This window comes from Shewanella waksmanii (genome assembly GCF_043643685.1).
In the GTDB taxonomy this organism is placed as follows: Bacteria; Pseudomonadota; Gammaproteobacteria; order Enterobacterales; family Shewanellaceae; genus Shewanella; species Shewanella waksmanii_A.
This window is the reverse complement of record NZ_JBHZSN010000005.1, coordinates 217,750-233,761: the sequence shown is the minus strand read 5'-3', so window position 1 is coordinate 233,761 and position 16,012 is coordinate 217,750. Positions and strand designations below refer to the sequence as shown.

Sequence of the window (16,012 nt, the reverse complement as noted above, 5' to 3'; positions counted from 1 at the left end):
GTTATCTTCTTTTAACTTACTGCCTGTTTAATATTTGATCAAGATCAAATATTTAACTTTTATCAAAAAAAACAGCAACAAAAAAGCCTCCCAATGGGAGGCTTTCACTAGAACAGTGGGATCAATGAAAGCAGCTGAATAGCGAACCTTGATCAGCATGTACGGTAGCGCTTGAGTCAAGTTGACTGAGTATTTGTTGGCTGTCACTTTCGATTACAACCCCTAATGCGGTCGCATTTTTAGCCGCTAACTCTAGGCGTCGGTTATCGCGGTTATCTAGCATAGGAGACCAACAAATCACCGCGCTAGAAGTGCCACTCGTTAAAGCTTTCTCCATAGCCCATAAAGTTTCTACTTCATCTTTTGCATGGACTAATAAGATACGATCCATACGCACGCCAGCTTGCGCTAACATCTGTTTGTAACCAATATTTGGCGGACTAATCAGTACTATCCACTGACCTTGCTGGCTTAATCTGGCTAATTCAGGTGTTAAGCTTTGTAGCTCTTGCATACCTTGGGTATGACTTGCCATACGTGACACACCTTTAGCCAGTTTGGCATCTTGATGCCACAATCCAGGATGTCTTGGGCTAGTTCCGATTAAGTTGCTCATTGCCAGTCTCCGTTTCTTATCACTCCAACCGCTAAGCCTTCAATCGTAAGAGACTGATAGTTAAGGTCGACTTCAATTGGGTCATAGGCATCATTTTCTGCATGGAGTAACACTTTGCTGCCCACTTTTTCAAATCGTTTAACCGTCACATCATCTTCTACGCGAGCCACAACGACTTGACCATTTCGGGCTTGGTTCATCTTATGGACGGCCAGTAAATCACCTTCGAGAATCCCAATATCCTTCATACTGTCACCACGAACTCGCAGTAGAAAATCTGCGGCGGGTCTAAACATGGCAGGGTCAACCTGATAATGCTGCTCGACATGTTCTTGCGCCAAAATGGGCTCACCCGCAGCGACTTGACCAATTAATGGCAGGCCTGACTCTGACTCGTCTTCTTCTTGGGTCAAACGAATACCACGAGAGGTGCCGGGGATGATTTCAATACAGCCCTTTTTTGCTAACGCCTTTAGGTGCTCTTCAGCCGCATTGGCACTTTTGAAACCCAGTCTTCTGGCAATTTCAGCACGGGTAGGTGGCATGCCGGTATCAGCAATATTATTTTTGATGAGATCTAATATCTCAGATTGTCTCGGCGTTAGCGGTCTCATAAGTAAACCTGTTTTTCCATACAGTACCTGTCAGTATATACAGTATTATTTGTAGTGCAAGTATTAACCAGTGAATAATTTTATTCACTACAGCAAAGGCTTGCAGCATTGCCCAGCAATGACTGTATGTTGTGTACGCTGTATTAGGTCCATTTTGTGGAGCAATATCCCATTGTAGAAGTAGAAATGTGCATCGTTAATAGCGACCTACAGAGTTTTTCTGATATTCTATGGGGCTAACAACGAGACTCATAAATAACAAAATCATGTCAAAACAAGACTCAATTTGGCACAAGTCATTGCGCTGGATTCAAAAAAAGTTAGTGCACACTATCGTTGTGCCTCACGACCCTTTTGCAGATCTGAATTTGGATCCTAGCCGCCCCGTCGTTTATGTAATGAAAACAGAATCAGTCAGTGATATCGCCGCACTGAGCGAAATTACTGCCGATTTTGGTTTGCCGAGCCCTTATGATCCTTTATTGGTCGATGGCGAACAGACCCCAAGAGTGGTCTGTTTAGAGGGAGCAAAACCGTTATTTGGTCAGCGGGCTAGCAACTCACCTTACTTGAGCACATTTATGCGCTTGCTGGGCGCCCATAAACGGCGACCCGAGTTAGATGTACAGTTGGTGCCTGTGAGCTTGTATTGGGGAAGAACCCCCGGCAAAGAAGATGATACGATGCGCGCCGCGGTGCTGGAACGTCAAAATCCTACTTGGCTACGTAAATGTTTGATGATTTTGTTCCTTGGACGCCACAACTTTGTGCAATTCTCCAACGCGTTGTCTTTGCGGCATATGGCAGATGTTCACGGTACCGATAAACGTATTGCGCAAAAGCTGTCTCGTGTTGCGCGAGTTCATTTCCATCGTCAGCGTAAGGTGATGACTGGACCGGTATTGCCCAACCGTCAAGCGCTGTTCCATGCGCTGCTTAAATCAGAGTCTCTGAAAAAAGCCATTATTGAAGAAGCCAACAGCAAGAAGATTTCAGAAACAGAGGCTCGCGCTAAGGCGATGGAGTACCTCGATGAAATTGCCGCGGATTATTCTGACAGCTTAGTGAGAATCGCTGAGCGTTTCCTAACTTGGTTATGGAACAAGCTTTACAAAGGCATCAATATTAAAGGTGCAGAGCAGATCCGTCAGTTGCATCACGACGGCCACGAAATCATCTATGTACCCTGTCATCGCAGCCACATGGACTATTTGCTGTTGTCCTATATCTTGTACTATCAAGGTATGGTTCCACCGCACATTGCCGCCGGTATTAACCTTAACTTCTGGCCTGCAGGTCCGCTATTCCGCCGTGGTGGTGCTTTCTTTATTCGTCGTAGTTTCCGCGGCAACAAGCTTTATACCGCGGTATTTAGAGAGTACTTAGACCAGTTGTTTACTAAAGGCTATTCAGTGGAGTACTTCACTGAAGGTGGTCGCTCACGTACAGGTCGTTTATTGGCGCCGAAAACCGGCATGATTGCGATGACCGTTAACAGTGTACTTCGTGGCGTTGAGCGTCCAGTGACTTTAGTGCCTGTTTACCTTGGTTATGATCACGTGATGGAAGTGGCGACATACCATAAAGAGCTCAGTGGTAAGAAAAAGCAGAAAGAATCTGTTTGGCAAGTGTTTGGCGCAATTCGTAAATTAGGTAACTTTGGCCAAGGTTATGTGAACTTTGGTGAGCCGATTACGTTACACAACTTCTTGAATGAACAAGCGCCAGATTGGCGTGATGAAGTGGCAAAAGATCCAGAGCAAAAGCCAACTTGGTTGACTCCTGTGGTGAATAACTTAGCCAATAAAGTGATGACCAATATCAACGATGCTGCGGCAGTTAGCTCAGTGACGTTAACCAGCTTAACCTTGTTGGCAGCAGAGCAGCATGCGCTGCAGCGCAGCCAGCTTGAGCAGCAGTTAGACCTGTATCTCACGATATTGAAAACCCTTCCTTATACCGATTATGCCTCTGTGGTAGATGGTGACGGTAGTAAGTTGGTGCAACAAGGGTTGGAATTGAAAAAGCTCAAGCTTGATAGCGATCCGCTTGGCGATATTATTTCTATTGATGACAGTATTGCGGTGGCTATGACCTATTACCGCAATAACATCATTCACTTGATGATTATTCCTTCGTTAATTGCCACTTGTGTTACCCAAGGAAAATCATGTGATCGCCAGCAAGTGATTGCAACGGTTGAAGATCTTTACCCTCTGTTGCAAGCTGAATTGTTTATGGGCGTCGATGATGTGCCTGCATACGTCAATCGCGTACTCGACCTGTTTGTCGAGCAGCAACTGATCAACGAAACGAGTAGCTTAAACGTTGAAGCCGATGCTATGAGCCAAATGTTGTTGCTTGGCAATACCGTGAGCGAAACATTGCAACGCTACGCGATTATTTTCAATTTGTTGGCCAATAAACCAAAGATTGAACGATCTGATTTAGAGCGCGAAAGCCATACCTTGGCACAACGTTTAGGGGCGCTACACGGTATTACCGCGCCCGAATTTTATGATAAAAAACTTTATGGGACTCTTAGTGTGAAGCTAAAGGATTTGGGTTACCTATCTGATAAAAATCAGTCTGATATCCAGCGGATCCGCACGCGCACTAACGGCTTGCTTCGAGCCTCTGTGAGACAGACAATTGTAGACAGCGTCGCTGCGGAGCAATAAGCCAAATGGCCAATCATATGAATGCTGCCAAGAATAAGGTAGCAGGTAAGTCAATATTAGGCGGGGCAATGATTATTGCCGGTACAGCAGTAGGAGCGGGCATGTTCTCGCTACCGGTTGTGGGTGCTGGCATGTGGTTTAGTTATTCATTACTGATGATGGTACTTGTATGGTTTTGTATGTTGGTTTCTGGGCTTTTATTGCTCGAAACCAATCTACATTTTGAACCGGGCGCCAGCTTCGATACCCTCACTAAAGATACCTTAGGTAGTTTTTGGCGGATTGTGAATGGCTTATCCATCGCATTTGTTTTATACATTCTTGCTTATGCCTACATCAGTGGCGGTGGCTCCATCGTCAATCACAGTTTGCAGGGACTAGGAATAGCTTTACCGCAAAGTGTTGCAGGCCTAGTGTTTGCGCTAGGACTAGCGTTTGTGGTGTTTATTAGTACCAAAGCGGTTGATCGTATAACCACCATCATGTTGGGTGGCATGGTGATTACTTTCTTCCTTGCTGTGGGTAACCTACTTATGGGCGCTGAGCCGGCCAAGTTATTTGAGCCAGACGGCGAAGCCAGCTATTTACCTTATTTGTTAGCCGCCTTACCCTTTGGTTTGGTGAGTTTCGGCTACCATGGCAATGTACCGAGTTTAGTGAAGTATTACGGCAAAGATGCTAATACCATTATTAAAGCGATATTGATTGGTACTGGTATCGCGTTTGTGATCTATTTTTGCTGGTTAGTGGCCACTATGGGCAATATTTCGCGCTTAGAGTTCGTCGATGTTATTGCTAAAGGCGGTAATATGGGGGTGCTGGTTGCAGCGTTATCGGATGTCATGTCCAGTGATTGGCTAACCACGACCTTAACGCTATTTGCTAACCTAGCTGTCGCTTCATCATTCCTTGGGGTGACTTTAGGGTTATTTGACTATCTAGCGGATTTGTTTGGCTTTGATGAGTCGCGTGTAGGACGTTTAAAAACCGCCGCGGTGACTTTTTTACCACCGACCATACTCGGTTTACTGTTTCCAAATGGTTTCTTAATCGCAATTGGTTTTGCTGCATTGGCAGCGACTATCTGGGCCGCTATTGTGCCGGCTCTGATGGCACACAAGGCGCGGAAGATGTTCGCTGATAGTGACAGTTATCGTGTGCCAGGTGGTACCACAGTGATTGTGATAGTGATTGCCTTTGGTATTATCACTGGTGCCTGTCATTTACTGGCGATGGCCGATTTGTTACCTGTATATGGTTAATGCTTTTATGCAGGTCTTGTTGGGTTTCCTGCGAGATCTGCATGTTGCTTTAAACGTGTAAGGTATTGCTGTGGGGTACAAAGCCGGAAGGTTTTGAAGGCCTTACTAAAACTCTGCTTATTGCCATAGCCAAGTAGTTGGCTTATCTCTTCAACCTGTTTTCCTTCAAGCATGTATTTTACTGCTTGGTTACTCAATACATAGCCGCGTAAATAGATAAAGCTAAAGCCTTTAGCTTGCAAGCGCCGCTGCAATTGTTGTTTGGACAAGCCAATTTTCTCGGCGACATCATCGATACTAGGTAAGCCATAATATCGGCAGTAATTAACTAATTCATAGAGTATTTTTGGCGTGTCATCCGGCTGTGGCATGTTGAGGTATTTTTCAAATAAAGACAGTGGCATGGTTAAGGTTGGATTGTCTAGCCACTCAGTATGCCGAGACTGTAAAAGTACGGTGTTATCGGCCCAAATCTCTGTCTGCCCTGTGTTATAGACCACTGGGCAACCAAAAACTTTTTCTAACTGTAAGTGCTGCAAAGTGGGGCCGCTGAGGTGGATTTTATGGGGCGTAAAATCGTCACCTAGGTGGTGACGCATGGTGTTGAGTAGCGTCATCGCGACTCGAAAAGAGTCATAGTTGCGTTGTTGTCCTTCTGCATAACGATTGCTGTAACACCATTTAATGATGCGGCCAGACTGAATCACGTAGTAACTGCTGCCTGACTGGAACGAAGATAAGCCGTAGTTAATACGCCGTAAGCTGACGGCAAAGTCTGGTGCGGAAAGAAACCAATTTCCAGGTACATCCATGTGCGCCAAGCTGAGCTTATCTGCAATAGAGCATATGTAATCATCACCACACAGGGTTTGTATTTTGGCGAACCAGCTTAAGCATTCTGCCATGGGGACCAGTGCCATCGGGTCAGCATAGAGTGCGCGGGGAATGCCTAGATCAGGTGCGCTGATAGCAAAACGGTCAAACACCGGTGCCAGCAGTACCTTGATATAACACATGCGTATAAAAGCAATATCAGATTTCATTGTTGCCATCATTAAGTCAGAAGTAATCAATTATAGACTAAATTTGATATAAATAGATTGGTGCTGTTGTTGCTTATATAGACTTTGTCAAAATAGCCAAGATCAAGAACGTTTTGGGGAAGCAAATATGAGTTTAATGGCGATGCCATTTGTTGATAGTGGGGTTGATACCACCTTACATGTCATTAGTACGATATTTATGGTGGCAACGGTTGCTGCGGTAGGCTATGGATTTTGGAAAATTCATGAGCTGCCCATCAATAAAGCCCACAAAAAACAACATCAACAGATAGGCCTGATCACCGCGCTCACCTGGATAGGTTTTGTGTGGCACTGGGTGTGGGTTATTGCCGTTATTGTGGCCTTTTTAGATGCAGAAAAAGCCCTGATCCGTATTCGTGATATATGGCATGGTGAAGCGGGTAATACTGCGACATCAAAAGAGGGCTAAGTCATGTTAGAAGGTTTAGCGCTCTGGGCGCTGTTTATCTATATCCTGCGTTTAATTGGTATGCCGTGGAATGTGTATAGCAAAAGCTTTGCTTACGTGGGGGGCGGCAGCTGGTTATTGTTTGTTTGGGTGGGCTTATTAAATTATAGCCCGATGGATGTGTCTGGCGGCTCGGTGGTGCAATCACCGCATATTCAATTACGTCCAGCTTCAACCAAAATCAAAGGCCAAGTTGAACATATTCATATCTCACCTAACCAGCAGATTGAAAAGGGGCAACTGATCTATGAATTGGATGATGAACCTTATCAGATTGCGTTAAATAAGGCGCAAGTTGCTCAAGAAGCAGCGCAAGTGGCGCTGTTTGTCGCCAAAGAAGATGTCAAATTAGCACATAAAAATCAGCAGACAGCGCGTTCAGATATTGCCATGAGGCAGAATCAACTCGCTGCAGCGCAGAAAGATTTAATTTGGAAGCAGAAGACGCTAGCACGCTTTGTTGAGCAAAATCGAGTGGTAGAAGATACAGTATCCCAGAGTCAGTTTGATGAGCAAACCAATGCGATTGATATCGCTAAAGCCCAAGTTGATACTTATCAATCTCAGATTGAACAAGCGCAATTGACACTACACAAAAGTGGCCTAGAGATTGAAAAAGCGCAATTGAGTGTAAAAACGCGTGCAGCCGAGCTGCGTGGTGAACAGGAAAATGTGGCTCAAGCCCAGTGGAACCTTGAACATACCAAAATCCATGCACCAGCTGATGGCTTTGTGACGAACTTCATTATGCGTGAAGGTCAACTGATTGGTTTAGTGCCGCGACTGCAAATGTACACCAATGAAAAGTACGTGTTGATGCGAGTTAATCATCAGGCCATTAGAAACATAAAAGTGGGTCAAATGGCCGAATTCACTTCGGCAGTGTTTCCTGGCAAAATTTTCAGTGCGGAAGTGGAAGGGATTGTTGAAGCAACGGGTGAATCTCAAGGGCGACTGTTAGCTGTCGATGATAACGTTCGTCAAACTACGGTGCGTAACGTCAATAACAAGCATCATTTTGTGCGTTTGAAGTTACATGAAACGCCAGATTACGACATTCCGGTTGGGTCGGTTGGACTGGCTTGGATATCCGGTGAAAAGCCAATAGCGTTTCTGGCGTTTTTGGATGTGATTCGCGGCATTATCATCCGCATGAAGTCACAAATTTACTACTTCTATTCAATTTAATACCAAAGCAGGCCAAGCAAAAGGCTTGGCCTGCTCTTTGTTATCAGTGACAAACTTGGTTGCGGCCTTTTTTCTTGGCTTTGTACAGGGCTTCATCGGCCACTTTCATACACTCATCGAACGTTTGTCCTTTTAGGTGCTCAGCAACGCCAATAGACACAGTGACACTGACAGTTTTTTGGTGCTTGTTGTTGGTCTTGCCGCGGGTTTGTTTGCTTTGTTGTTGGCGTTTATCATCGCGCAGCACAATTTGATATGCCTCGATAGATTCTCTTACTTCTTCTAAATGGGTTAAGGTTTGATCGGTCTGCTTGCGAGGGAAAACGATGGTGAATTCTTCACCGCCATAACGAAATACTTTGCCATTCCCTGTGACTTTTGCCAGCTTCGCTGCCACCAGTTTCAACACTTGATCGCCAACATCATGTCCATAGGTATCGTTAAACTTTTTGAAGTGATCGATATCGACCATGGCTACACTATAAGTTCGGCCTAAAGACAGCACTAAATTATATAACGCCCGCCGAGAAGGCAGGCCGGTGAGCTCATCTCGATAGGCGAGAAAGTACGAATCAACCAAAATGGTAACCAGGTAAACACTGGCAATGACACTGAGTAACACGCTAGTTGGCAATAGTTGCGGATAGGCACTATGAATCCCCCAAAGGATGAAAGTCACGCTAATGGCGCTATTAACCAAATTAGGTTGCCAGAAAGTCCGCGCCAATACGATGATTGCCATCAAAGCGACAGGTGCATAGATTTGTACGGTTGGATCGAGTGTAATGGCGAATGTTTGTGCTACAAACCCATTGATATCATCGAGAGATCTTAGCCAAAAGTAGCCAAAAGCAAAACATATGGCGATAGCGGCTATGCGAATTAAAGTATGTGCAGATAATAAGCCGCGATCTTTGCATAACAATAACACACCAACTGCGAGCGCCACGGCGATGACCCATACATCTTGATATAGCGCCTGGGCTGTCTGGCTTAGCCACTGTAACTGTATCGCGCTAAAGTATACCAGTAACAAAAGCCCGATATAGGCCAGTCGGCTGCGGTTAAACTGAATGGCGAGCACAGAGGTGATGGTCAGCAACCAATATGGAACATAGTTAATACTGGATAGCCATTGCTGCCAATTATTCTGCGAGAAATATAGCGCGGTTAATGCTAGCAAAGTGCCTAGCATAGGGATACCGACATAGCGGCAGCCATGAATAAAAGCGCCCAAAGCTCTCTCCTGATAAACGCAATCATGTCGCGCTGTTGTGGCCATGATTAAAAAGGCCGTTAATGCTGTTGTTATTAGTAGAACGACACTTGCTTAAGTAAATGAAGTCGTTACTGATATTTGTACGTGATTGCAGTGAGGATGTCCATGATAATGCATTGGTGCGTAGGGAGGGTTGCTGCTGGCGGGTCAATTTGCTCATTGTTGGCATAGACAGCAACGGTAAAACCCGCTTAACTAAAGTTTATCGACTCAACATGAGCAAGCGCAATACAAGGACAAGTATATGAAAGTATCAAGTTACCAACCCGGCCAGCCCTGCTGGGTTGAACTCGCCAGCAATGATGCCTTATCTGCAAGACATTTTTACTCCGCTTTGTTTGATTGGGGATTAAAAGATATGCCGATGCCAGAAGGGGTTTATACCATGTTTACCCTCGGTGAGGATGACGTGGGCGCGATGTTTCAAATGCCTGAATTTATGGCACAAGCGGATACTCCTACCCATTGGGGGATTTACTTTGCTGTGGCCGATGTTGCCGCCAGCGCCCAGTTAGTTCAGCAGCATGGAGGTAGTGTGGTGATGGGGCCACATGATGTGGGGGACGCAGGCAGTATGGTGTTGTGTCAAGATCCAGAGGGCGCACACTTCTCAATATGGCAAGCTAAGCAACATGTGGGATGTATGCGTAAAGATGAGAACAGTACATTATGCTGGGTTGAGCTAGCCTGTCGAGATACCCAGAAAGCCGGTGAGTTTTATACCAAAGTATTTGGCTGGCAATCGAGCGTACAAGACATGTCGGGCTTTGAATATACCGAGTGGCATACATCAGCGGGACCACAGGGTGGAATGATGGCGATGACCGAAGAGTGGGGCGATCTCCCCGCCCATTGGATGAGCTATTTTATGGTCGAGAATTGTGACGCCAGTGCAGCGAAAGCCGCAGAGTTAGGCGGCAAGGTTTGCGTACCGCCTACCGATATTGCCAATGTGGGTCGTTTTGCGGTACTTAACGACCCTCAAGGCGGCGTGTTTTCGGTGATTACCTTAACGACACCCAGTTAGTTAGGGTACTGGCCGATTTGAAAATGTTGTCCGCAAGAACCTTTGCGGGCACGCTTGGCAGTTGATAATAAGCTTGATATTGGCTGCCCAAGCAACTGCTTTGGCAATTGCATCTGTATTTCAACTAATTGACCATGGCGACACTGCAAGCTGATATGGCGATAACTGTTTTGGCCAAAGCTTTGGTCAATTGCCTGATTAAACTGCTTGCGTGAAACCGTTTTACCGCGATTTTTGGCGATAAACTCCTTTACTAATGAGGTTTGATTCACCTGCTCAGTGAGCCTTATCGCCAGTTGGTAATATTGCTCTGGTGTTTGGTCTCGACAACTCCCATGTTTCCACCATTCGTGTCGCTGCAAACAAGTGCCAAATTCAGCGCTTGGCATCAGCTGCTGCAATTGCTGACGGGTTTGGGAAGTTAAGTTAATCGCAGGGTAGTCGCAGAACTGACTTGGCTGTTTGCGGATCTTGGCGCAATATCCATAGCTAATCCCGCAAGTTTGACGATTTGGCCACAAGCCATGAAGACTAAACTGGCTTGCGCTCGGATGCTGATTGTTAGCTTGTTGGCACTCTTTTCGTTGCTTGCCGCGGGTGGCGCAGAACCCAGCTTGCCAGCTTAATGCCAGCACATGACTGTCGTACTGCTGCGCTATTTGACATTGATTGCTGCTAGCTCCCTGAGAGTTTAACGATATTGCTGGCTTGTTCTGTGCAATATTTGTACATTTCGCTTCAATCCAGCGTAAGGGGTGTGGTGTCGCTTTTGTGTCTACTCTTACCCACGTTGGGGCACTTTGGGGGCCTAAGGTTTGTACTACTCGAAAACTGTCAGCGACTTGCGCCTGCCGATCATCAGGGTTGGTTTGTTTGTTTTTCGATTGATATAGCGGGCAGCCTTGGGTGATATTGATTTCTGCAGACCAAGCTTGGCCAGTTAATGCCAGAGTGAACATGAGTGTTGGCAGTGAGCATAGCCAGATTTGTGCGGCGTGTTTGTAAGTTGTCATCATAGCGAGAGGTTAACCTGATTGGCTTAAGGTTACCACAGGGGCAAGTGCGCACGGCAATGAGCCGTGCGCGAATGTGTGATTATGGCACCAATTTACGACGGTAAATTATTAGATAAAGAGCAGGTAACACAAACAGTGACAACAACGGTGCTGTCACCATACCGCCAACCATCGGCGCGGCAATTTTTTGCATCACGTCATTACCGGCCCCGGCGCCCCACATGATCGGCAATAAGCCGAAAAAGATGGTGGCGACGGTCATCGCTTTCGGGCGAATCCGCATGACAGCTCCTTCAATGAGTGCCAGTTTTAGGTCGTTGACCGTATTGAAGTTGCCTTCTTCTTTACGTTGTTTGATGGCATTGTTGAGGTACACCAACATGACTACACCAAACTCTGCGGCGACGCCGGCGAGGGCGATCATACCCACGGATACAGCAACGGATAAGTTGAAGTCCAGTAGGAACAGCAACCAGGCACTGCCCACCAAGGCAAATGGTAGACTTAACATGATCATCGAGGCTTGTACAAATGAGCTAAAGGTCATCATCAGTAGCATGAAAATCACCGCCAGCATCAGTGGGATCACCAATTGCATTTTAGCTTCAACACGCTGCATATACTCATATTGACCAGCAAAGCTGTAGCTGTAGCGTGCCGGTAGCGTGATCTGCTCATCCAGCGCTTGTCTCGCTAAGTCGATATATTCACCAATGGAAATATCCGCTAAGTCGACAAACACCCAGCTGATCAAACGACCGTTTTCACTGGCCAGCATCGGCGCACCATCACTGATGCTGATACTGGCAAGGTTACCCAGTGGCAGGTATTTACCTGTTTTGGTCAGTACAGGTAGGTCTTTGAGTTTTTCAATATTGTCTCTGAGTTCTCGTGGGTAGCGAATGTTAATCGGGTAACGCTCCTGCCCTTGAACGGACTGACCCACCTCCATACCACCAATCGCCATCTGCACCACATCTTGGATATCTTTTAATGTCATGCCGTAGCGAGCGGCATTTTTCAGGTTGGGCTCGATGTCGATGTAGCGGCCACCGCTGGTGCGCTGAGCAAACGCAGATAGCGTGCCTGGTACCTTGCTCACTACCGCTTCTATCTCAGTACCGATGCGTTGCAACTCATCAATATCAGAGCCGGATATCTTGATACCGACAGGCGTTCGCACACCGGTTGACAGCATATCAATACGGGTTTTAATTGGCTGTACCCAAGCATTGGTCATGCCCGGTACGCGAACCGTACGCTGCAGTTCGGCGATAATCCCCTCCAGTGTCATCCCTTCACGCCAAGTGTCACGAGGGTTGAGCATGATGGTGGTCTCCAGCATGGTCAGCGGCGCAGGGTCAGTAGCGGTTTCAGCGCGACCGACTTTACCAAACACGCGTTTGACTTCGGGAATGGTTTTAATCAGCCTATCGGTTTGCTGTAAGATTTCCGCTGCTTTACCTGAACTCACCGCTGGCAGGGTGGTTGGCATGTACAGTAGATCACCCTCCTCCAGCTCCGGCATGAATTCACTGCCCATCTTGCTCATGGGGTAAACAGCACTCCCCAGTACTATTAAGGCTAACAGTATGCTGACCTTAGGAAAGTTCAGTACCAGTTTTAGCACGGGTTCATACAGAGCGATTAAGATACGGCTTAGGGGGTTTCGTTTCTCATCGGGGATTTTTCCGCGAACAAAATAACCCATTAACACTGGGATCAGGGTGATGGCTAAGATAGCTGAGGCCGCCATGGCAAAGGTTTTGGTGTAGGCCAAGGGGTGGAATAGTCGTCCCTCTTGTGCTTCTAGTGCAAACACTGGAATGAAGCTAAGGGTGATGATCAGTAGGCTAAAGAACAGCGCCGGCCCCACTTCGACAGAGGCTTTTCTGACCAAGTTCCAATGGGCTTCACCGGTCGGCGGTTGGCCATTGTGTTTTTTCCTATATTGCTCCAGATGCTTATGCACATTCTCAACCATTACGATGGCCGCATCGACCACCGCGCCGATGGCAATGGCGATGCCACCCAAGCTCATGATATTGGCGTTGACACCGATCATTCTCATCACGATAAAGCTGATCAGAATCGAGATGGGCAGCGAGATGATGGCAACGAGGGTCGAGCGTGCGTGAAGCAGGAAGATGAGGCAGATGAAGCCCACCACCAACATCTCTTCAATCACCTTGTTCTTCAGGTTGTTGACTGAATTAAGGATCAGCTCAGATCTGTCGTAGGTGATCACTAACTCGACACCATCAGGCAGACCATTTTCGATCTCAGTGAGCTTCTGCTTGACGTTATTGATTGTCTGCAGGGCATTTTCGCCGTAGCGCATCACCACGATACCGCCGACGACCTCACCTTCACCATCAAGTTCGGCAATGCCGCGACGGGCAGAAGGGCCAGTGCGCAGCTGCGCCACATCTTTCATTAATACTGGAGTACCGGATTCAGACACAATACCCAGTGGGATCTCGGCAAAATCGGCCAGACTCTGGCGATAACCGGTGGAGCTGATCATATACTCCGCCTCTGCCATCTCAATCACTGAGCCGCCAGTGGAGCTATTGGAGTTATCCAGCGCATTTTTTACCGTCATCAAGTCGATTTGATAGAGGGCTAACTTATGTGGGTCGACGATGATCTGGTACGACTGCTCCATGCCGCCGATGGTGGCGATCTCTGACACGCCAGCCACGCTTTGCAGCTCAAGTTTTAAAAACCAATCTTGTAAGGAACGCAGCTGCGCGAGATCATGCTGACCTTTTCTGTCGACCAAGGCATATTGAAATACCCAGCCGACACCGGATGCATCTGGGCCCAGTGTCGGTGTTACGCCATCCGGGAGCTGACCTTGGGTTTGAGACAGGTACTCTAGTACCCGCGAACGGGCCCAATAGATATCGGTGCCATCTTCAAAAATGATGTAGACGTAAGAATCGCCAAACATCGAAAAACCCCGTACGGTTTTTGCACCGGGTACCGCCAGCATGGCTGTCGACAGCGGATAGGTCACCTGATCTTCTACCAGTTGTGGTGCCTGACCTGGGTAGGAGGTTTTGACTATCACCTGCACATCCGACAGATCCGGTAGGGCATCTAGCGGAGTGGTGCGCATCGCTTGATAGCCCACTAGGGCGATGACCGCGGTCATCAGCAACACCATCGCTCTTTGTTTGATGGAGGCGCTAATTATCTTCTCTAACATAGTGCCTCCTATTAGTGATGAGCATGCGGATCGGCTTCAGTGGCAGTATTGCCCCCGCTGAGTCGCTGTAAGCTACCTTGAATACTGGCTTCAGAATCGATGAGGAACTGGCCAGAGACAATCACCTTGTCACCCGCTTGCAGTCCTTCGATGATCTCAGCTTTACCTTGGGCGATCATGCCCACTTTGACTTTAACAGAGGCGAAGCGGTTATCGTCACGCTGCACAACAACGCGATTTTCTCGACCGGTGAGGATCAGTGCTTCTGTTGGCACAGTGAGGACGTTGCGCTCTGGTCCACCAAAGAGTTTGACATCGACGAGGGTGCCAGGTCTTAGGTTTTGCTCTTGGTTATCGAGTTTGATCCGCACTCGCATCGCTCGGGAGATGGGGTCTAACTCTGGGTAGATATAATCAATAGTCGATTCGAGATCGAATAAGCCTTGAGCGGCAGAGGTCACCTCTACCGGCCTGCCAAGTTCTAACCAGCTCTGCTCATTTTCAAAAACATCGGCTATGACCCATACGCTGCTGAGATCGACAATTTCAAATAGGGTATCACCCGGTTGTACATACATGCCATGGCGCACGGTGAGCTGGCTCACGACACCATCTTGTTGTGCATAAAATGGAATGCGGTAGATGGTTTCACCACTGCGCTCTAGCTGCTTGATAGTGTGATTACTGACACCGAGCAGTTCAAGGCGAAGCCGTGCTTTTCTCAGTAGCTCTTGGCCCCGCTTTTTATCCTGCTTCAGGTAATCAAAGGCTTGCATGTAGTCATCTTGGGCATTGATAAGCTCAGGAGAATACAGCTCATACAGCAATTGCCCCTTTTTCACCTGCTGGCCAATATTGTGCACCATCAGGTTTTCAATCCAGCCGCTCACGCGGGTATGGGCATGGCCAATCTCATTTTCGTTGTATTGTACTGTCCCTATGGTTTTTACTAGTTTCCATAGGGTTTCTTTGCCAATGGTTTCAGTGCGCATGCCAAGTGCTTGCTGCATACCGCCGCTGATCCCAACGACTACCTCTTCGCCCACTTCACCCATGGTCACTTTCTCTAAGTTCATGCCACAGATTGGGCAGGTACTAGGCGTGTCAGAAACCACGTGTGGATGCATTGGACAGACATATTTGACATTGCCTTCGCCACTTGATTGCGCTGCAGGCAGCAAGCTGGGCTTAGGCTGGCTTAGAGGGTCTGTGGCATCGGGGTTATTGTGGCTACCATGATCATGTCCTGCGTGGTTGTCATCATTCGCCTCATCTGTTATCAGGAACATGTTGCACTTGGGGCAACGTCCCGCTTCATGGCTAGTGACCTCGGGGTGCATCGGGCAGTAGTACTTGTGCTCGCTGGCCTGCTCGTCGCTGCTACTCTCTTCCTCCTCTTCGCTCACTAGGAACATGTTGCACTTAGGGCAACGTCCAGCTTCATGGCTGGTGACCTCGGGGTGCATCGGGCAGTAGTACTTGTGCTCGCTGGCCTGCTCGTCGCCGCTACTCTCTTCCTCCTCTTCGCTCACTAGGAACATGTTGCACTTAGGGCAACGTCCAGCTTCATGGCTGGTGACCT

At 47.5% G+C, this 16,012-nt stretch carries 12 protein-coding genes; 5 read left to right on the top strand and 7 right to left on the bottom strand.

Features of this window, described 5'->3' with window-relative positions:
* Positions 1 to 121: 121 nt before the first annotated feature.
* Together ACHUFW_RS09805 and lexA are read right to left on the bottom strand one after the other, a co-directional pair.
* On the bottom strand, positions 122 to 616 hold the full coding sequence (locus ACHUFW_RS09805; RefSeq protein WP_394202612.1) for a cell division inhibitor SulA: 495 nt from the start codon (positions 614 to 616) through the stop codon (positions 122 to 124).
* A complete protein-coding gene (gene lexA, locus ACHUFW_RS09800; RefSeq protein WP_394202610.1) occupies positions 613 to 1,230 on the bottom strand; it encodes a transcriptional repressor LexA in 618 nt (205 codons plus the stop codon). Before lexA ends, ACHUFW_RS09805 begins: the two co-directional genes overlap by 4 nt.
* A gap of 266 nt (positions 1,231 to 1,496) precedes the next feature.
* Here lexA and plsB point away from each other — a divergent pair, with 266 nt between their 5' ends.
* Positions 1,497 to 3,911 (top strand): glycerol-3-phosphate 1-O-acyltransferase PlsB, encoded by a 2,415-nt coding sequence (gene plsB, locus ACHUFW_RS09795; protein ID WP_394202608.1) that lies wholly within the window; start codon positions 1,497 to 1,499, stop codon positions 3,909 to 3,911.
* A gap of 5 nt (positions 3,912 to 3,916) precedes the next feature.
* Entirely contained in the window at positions 3,917 to 5,173 is a 1,257-nt protein-coding gene (mtr, locus tag ACHUFW_RS09790) for a tryptophan permease (RefSeq protein ID WP_394202607.1), read from the top strand.
* Between the two features lie 5 nt (positions 5,174 to 5,178).
* On the opposite strand, the gene ACHUFW_RS09785 is transcribed toward mtr, so the two are convergent.
* On the bottom strand, positions 5,179 to 6,216 hold the full coding sequence (locus tag ACHUFW_RS09785; RefSeq protein ID WP_394202605.1) for an AraC family transcriptional regulator: 1,038 nt from the start codon (positions 6,214 to 6,216) through the stop codon (positions 5,179 to 5,181).
* 127 nt (positions 6,217 to 6,343) lie between these two features.
* Between ACHUFW_RS09785 and ACHUFW_RS09780 the strand changes: the two genes are divergently transcribed.
* On the top strand, positions 6,344 to 6,667 hold the full coding sequence (locus ACHUFW_RS09780) for an MFS transporter (protein ID WP_394202603.1): 324 nt from the start codon (positions 6,344 to 6,346) through the stop codon (positions 6,665 to 6,667).
* Between the two features lie 3 nt (positions 6,668 to 6,670).
* Positions 6,671 to 7,894 carry an HlyD family secretion protein gene (locus ACHUFW_RS09775; protein WP_394202602.1) on the top strand — a complete coding sequence of 408 codons (1,224 nt, stop codon included), beginning with the start codon at positions 6,671 to 6,673 and terminating at the stop codon, positions 7,892 to 7,894.
* A gap of 43 nt (positions 7,895 to 7,937) precedes the next feature.
* On the opposite strand, the gene ACHUFW_RS09770 is transcribed toward ACHUFW_RS09775, so the two are convergent.
* Positions 7,938 to 9,131, bottom strand: coding sequence for a GGDEF domain-containing protein (locus ACHUFW_RS09770; protein ID WP_394202600.1), 1,194 nt, complete (start codon positions 9,129 to 9,131; stop codon positions 7,938 to 7,940).
* Between the two features lie 286 nt (positions 9,132 to 9,417).
* Here ACHUFW_RS09770 and ACHUFW_RS09765 point away from each other — a divergent pair, with 286 nt between their 5' ends.
* Positions 9,418 to 10,200 carry a VOC family protein gene (locus ACHUFW_RS09765; protein WP_394202599.1) on the top strand — a complete coding sequence of 261 codons (783 nt, stop codon included), beginning with the start codon at positions 9,418 to 9,420 and terminating at the stop codon, positions 10,198 to 10,200.
* On the opposite strand, the gene ACHUFW_RS09760 is transcribed toward ACHUFW_RS09765, so the two are convergent.
* The 3 genes from ACHUFW_RS09760 to ACHUFW_RS09750 all read right to left on the bottom strand — a co-directional run.
* Positions 10,197 to 11,216 carry a ribonuclease T2 family protein gene (locus tag ACHUFW_RS09760; protein WP_394202598.1) on the bottom strand — a complete coding sequence of 340 codons (1,020 nt, stop codon included), beginning with the start codon at positions 11,214 to 11,216 and terminating at the stop codon, positions 10,197 to 10,199. The genes ACHUFW_RS09765 and ACHUFW_RS09760 overlap by 4 nt on opposite strands.
* A gap of 79 nt (positions 11,217 to 11,295) precedes the next feature.
* On the bottom strand, positions 11,296 to 14,430 hold the full coding sequence (locus ACHUFW_RS09755; protein ID WP_394202596.1) for an efflux RND transporter permease subunit: 3,135 nt from the start codon (positions 14,428 to 14,430) through the stop codon (positions 11,296 to 11,298).
* Positions 14,431 to 14,441: 11 nt separating this feature from the next.
* A partial coding sequence (locus tag ACHUFW_RS09750) for an efflux RND transporter periplasmic adaptor subunit (protein WP_394202594.1) occupies positions 14,442 to 16,012 on the bottom strand: 1,571 nt, incomplete at its 5' end.

Bases quoted from the DNA above. Each gene is read 5' to 3' on its own strand.
- ACHUFW_RS09765 (WP_394202599.1), top strand. From the start codon at position 9,418: ATGAAAGTATCAAGTTACCAACCCGGCCAGCCCTGCTGGGTTGAACTC.
- ACHUFW_RS09785 (WP_394202605.1), bottom strand. From the start codon at position 6,216: ATGAAATCTGATATTGCTTTTATACGCATGTGTTATATCAAGGTACTG.
- mtr (WP_394202607.1), top strand. From the start codon at position 3,917: ATGGCCAATCATATGAATGCTGCCAAGAATAAGGTAGCAGGTAAGTCA.
- ACHUFW_RS09755 (WP_394202596.1), bottom strand. From the start codon at position 14,430: ATGTTAGAGAAGATAATTAGCGCCTCCATCAAACAAAGAGCGATGGTG.
- ACHUFW_RS09775 (WP_394202602.1), top strand. From the start codon at position 6,671: ATGTTAGAAGGTTTAGCGCTCTGGGCGCTGTTTATCTATATCCTGCGT.
- ACHUFW_RS09760 (WP_394202598.1), bottom strand. From the start codon at position 11,216: ATGATGACAACTTACAAACACGCCGCACAAATCTGGCTATGCTCACTG.
- lexA (WP_394202610.1), bottom strand. From the start codon at position 1,230: ATGAGACCGCTAACGCCGAGACAATCTGAGATATTAGATCTCATCAAA.
- ACHUFW_RS09805 (WP_394202612.1), bottom strand. From the start codon at position 616: ATGAGCAACTTAATCGGAACTAGCCCAAGACATCCTGGATTGTGGCAT.
- plsB (WP_394202608.1), top strand. From the start codon at position 1,497: ATGTCAAAACAAGACTCAATTTGGCACAAGTCATTGCGCTGGATTCAA.
- ACHUFW_RS09780 (WP_394202603.1), top strand. From the start codon at position 6,344: ATGAGTTTAATGGCGATGCCATTTGTTGATAGTGGGGTTGATACCACC.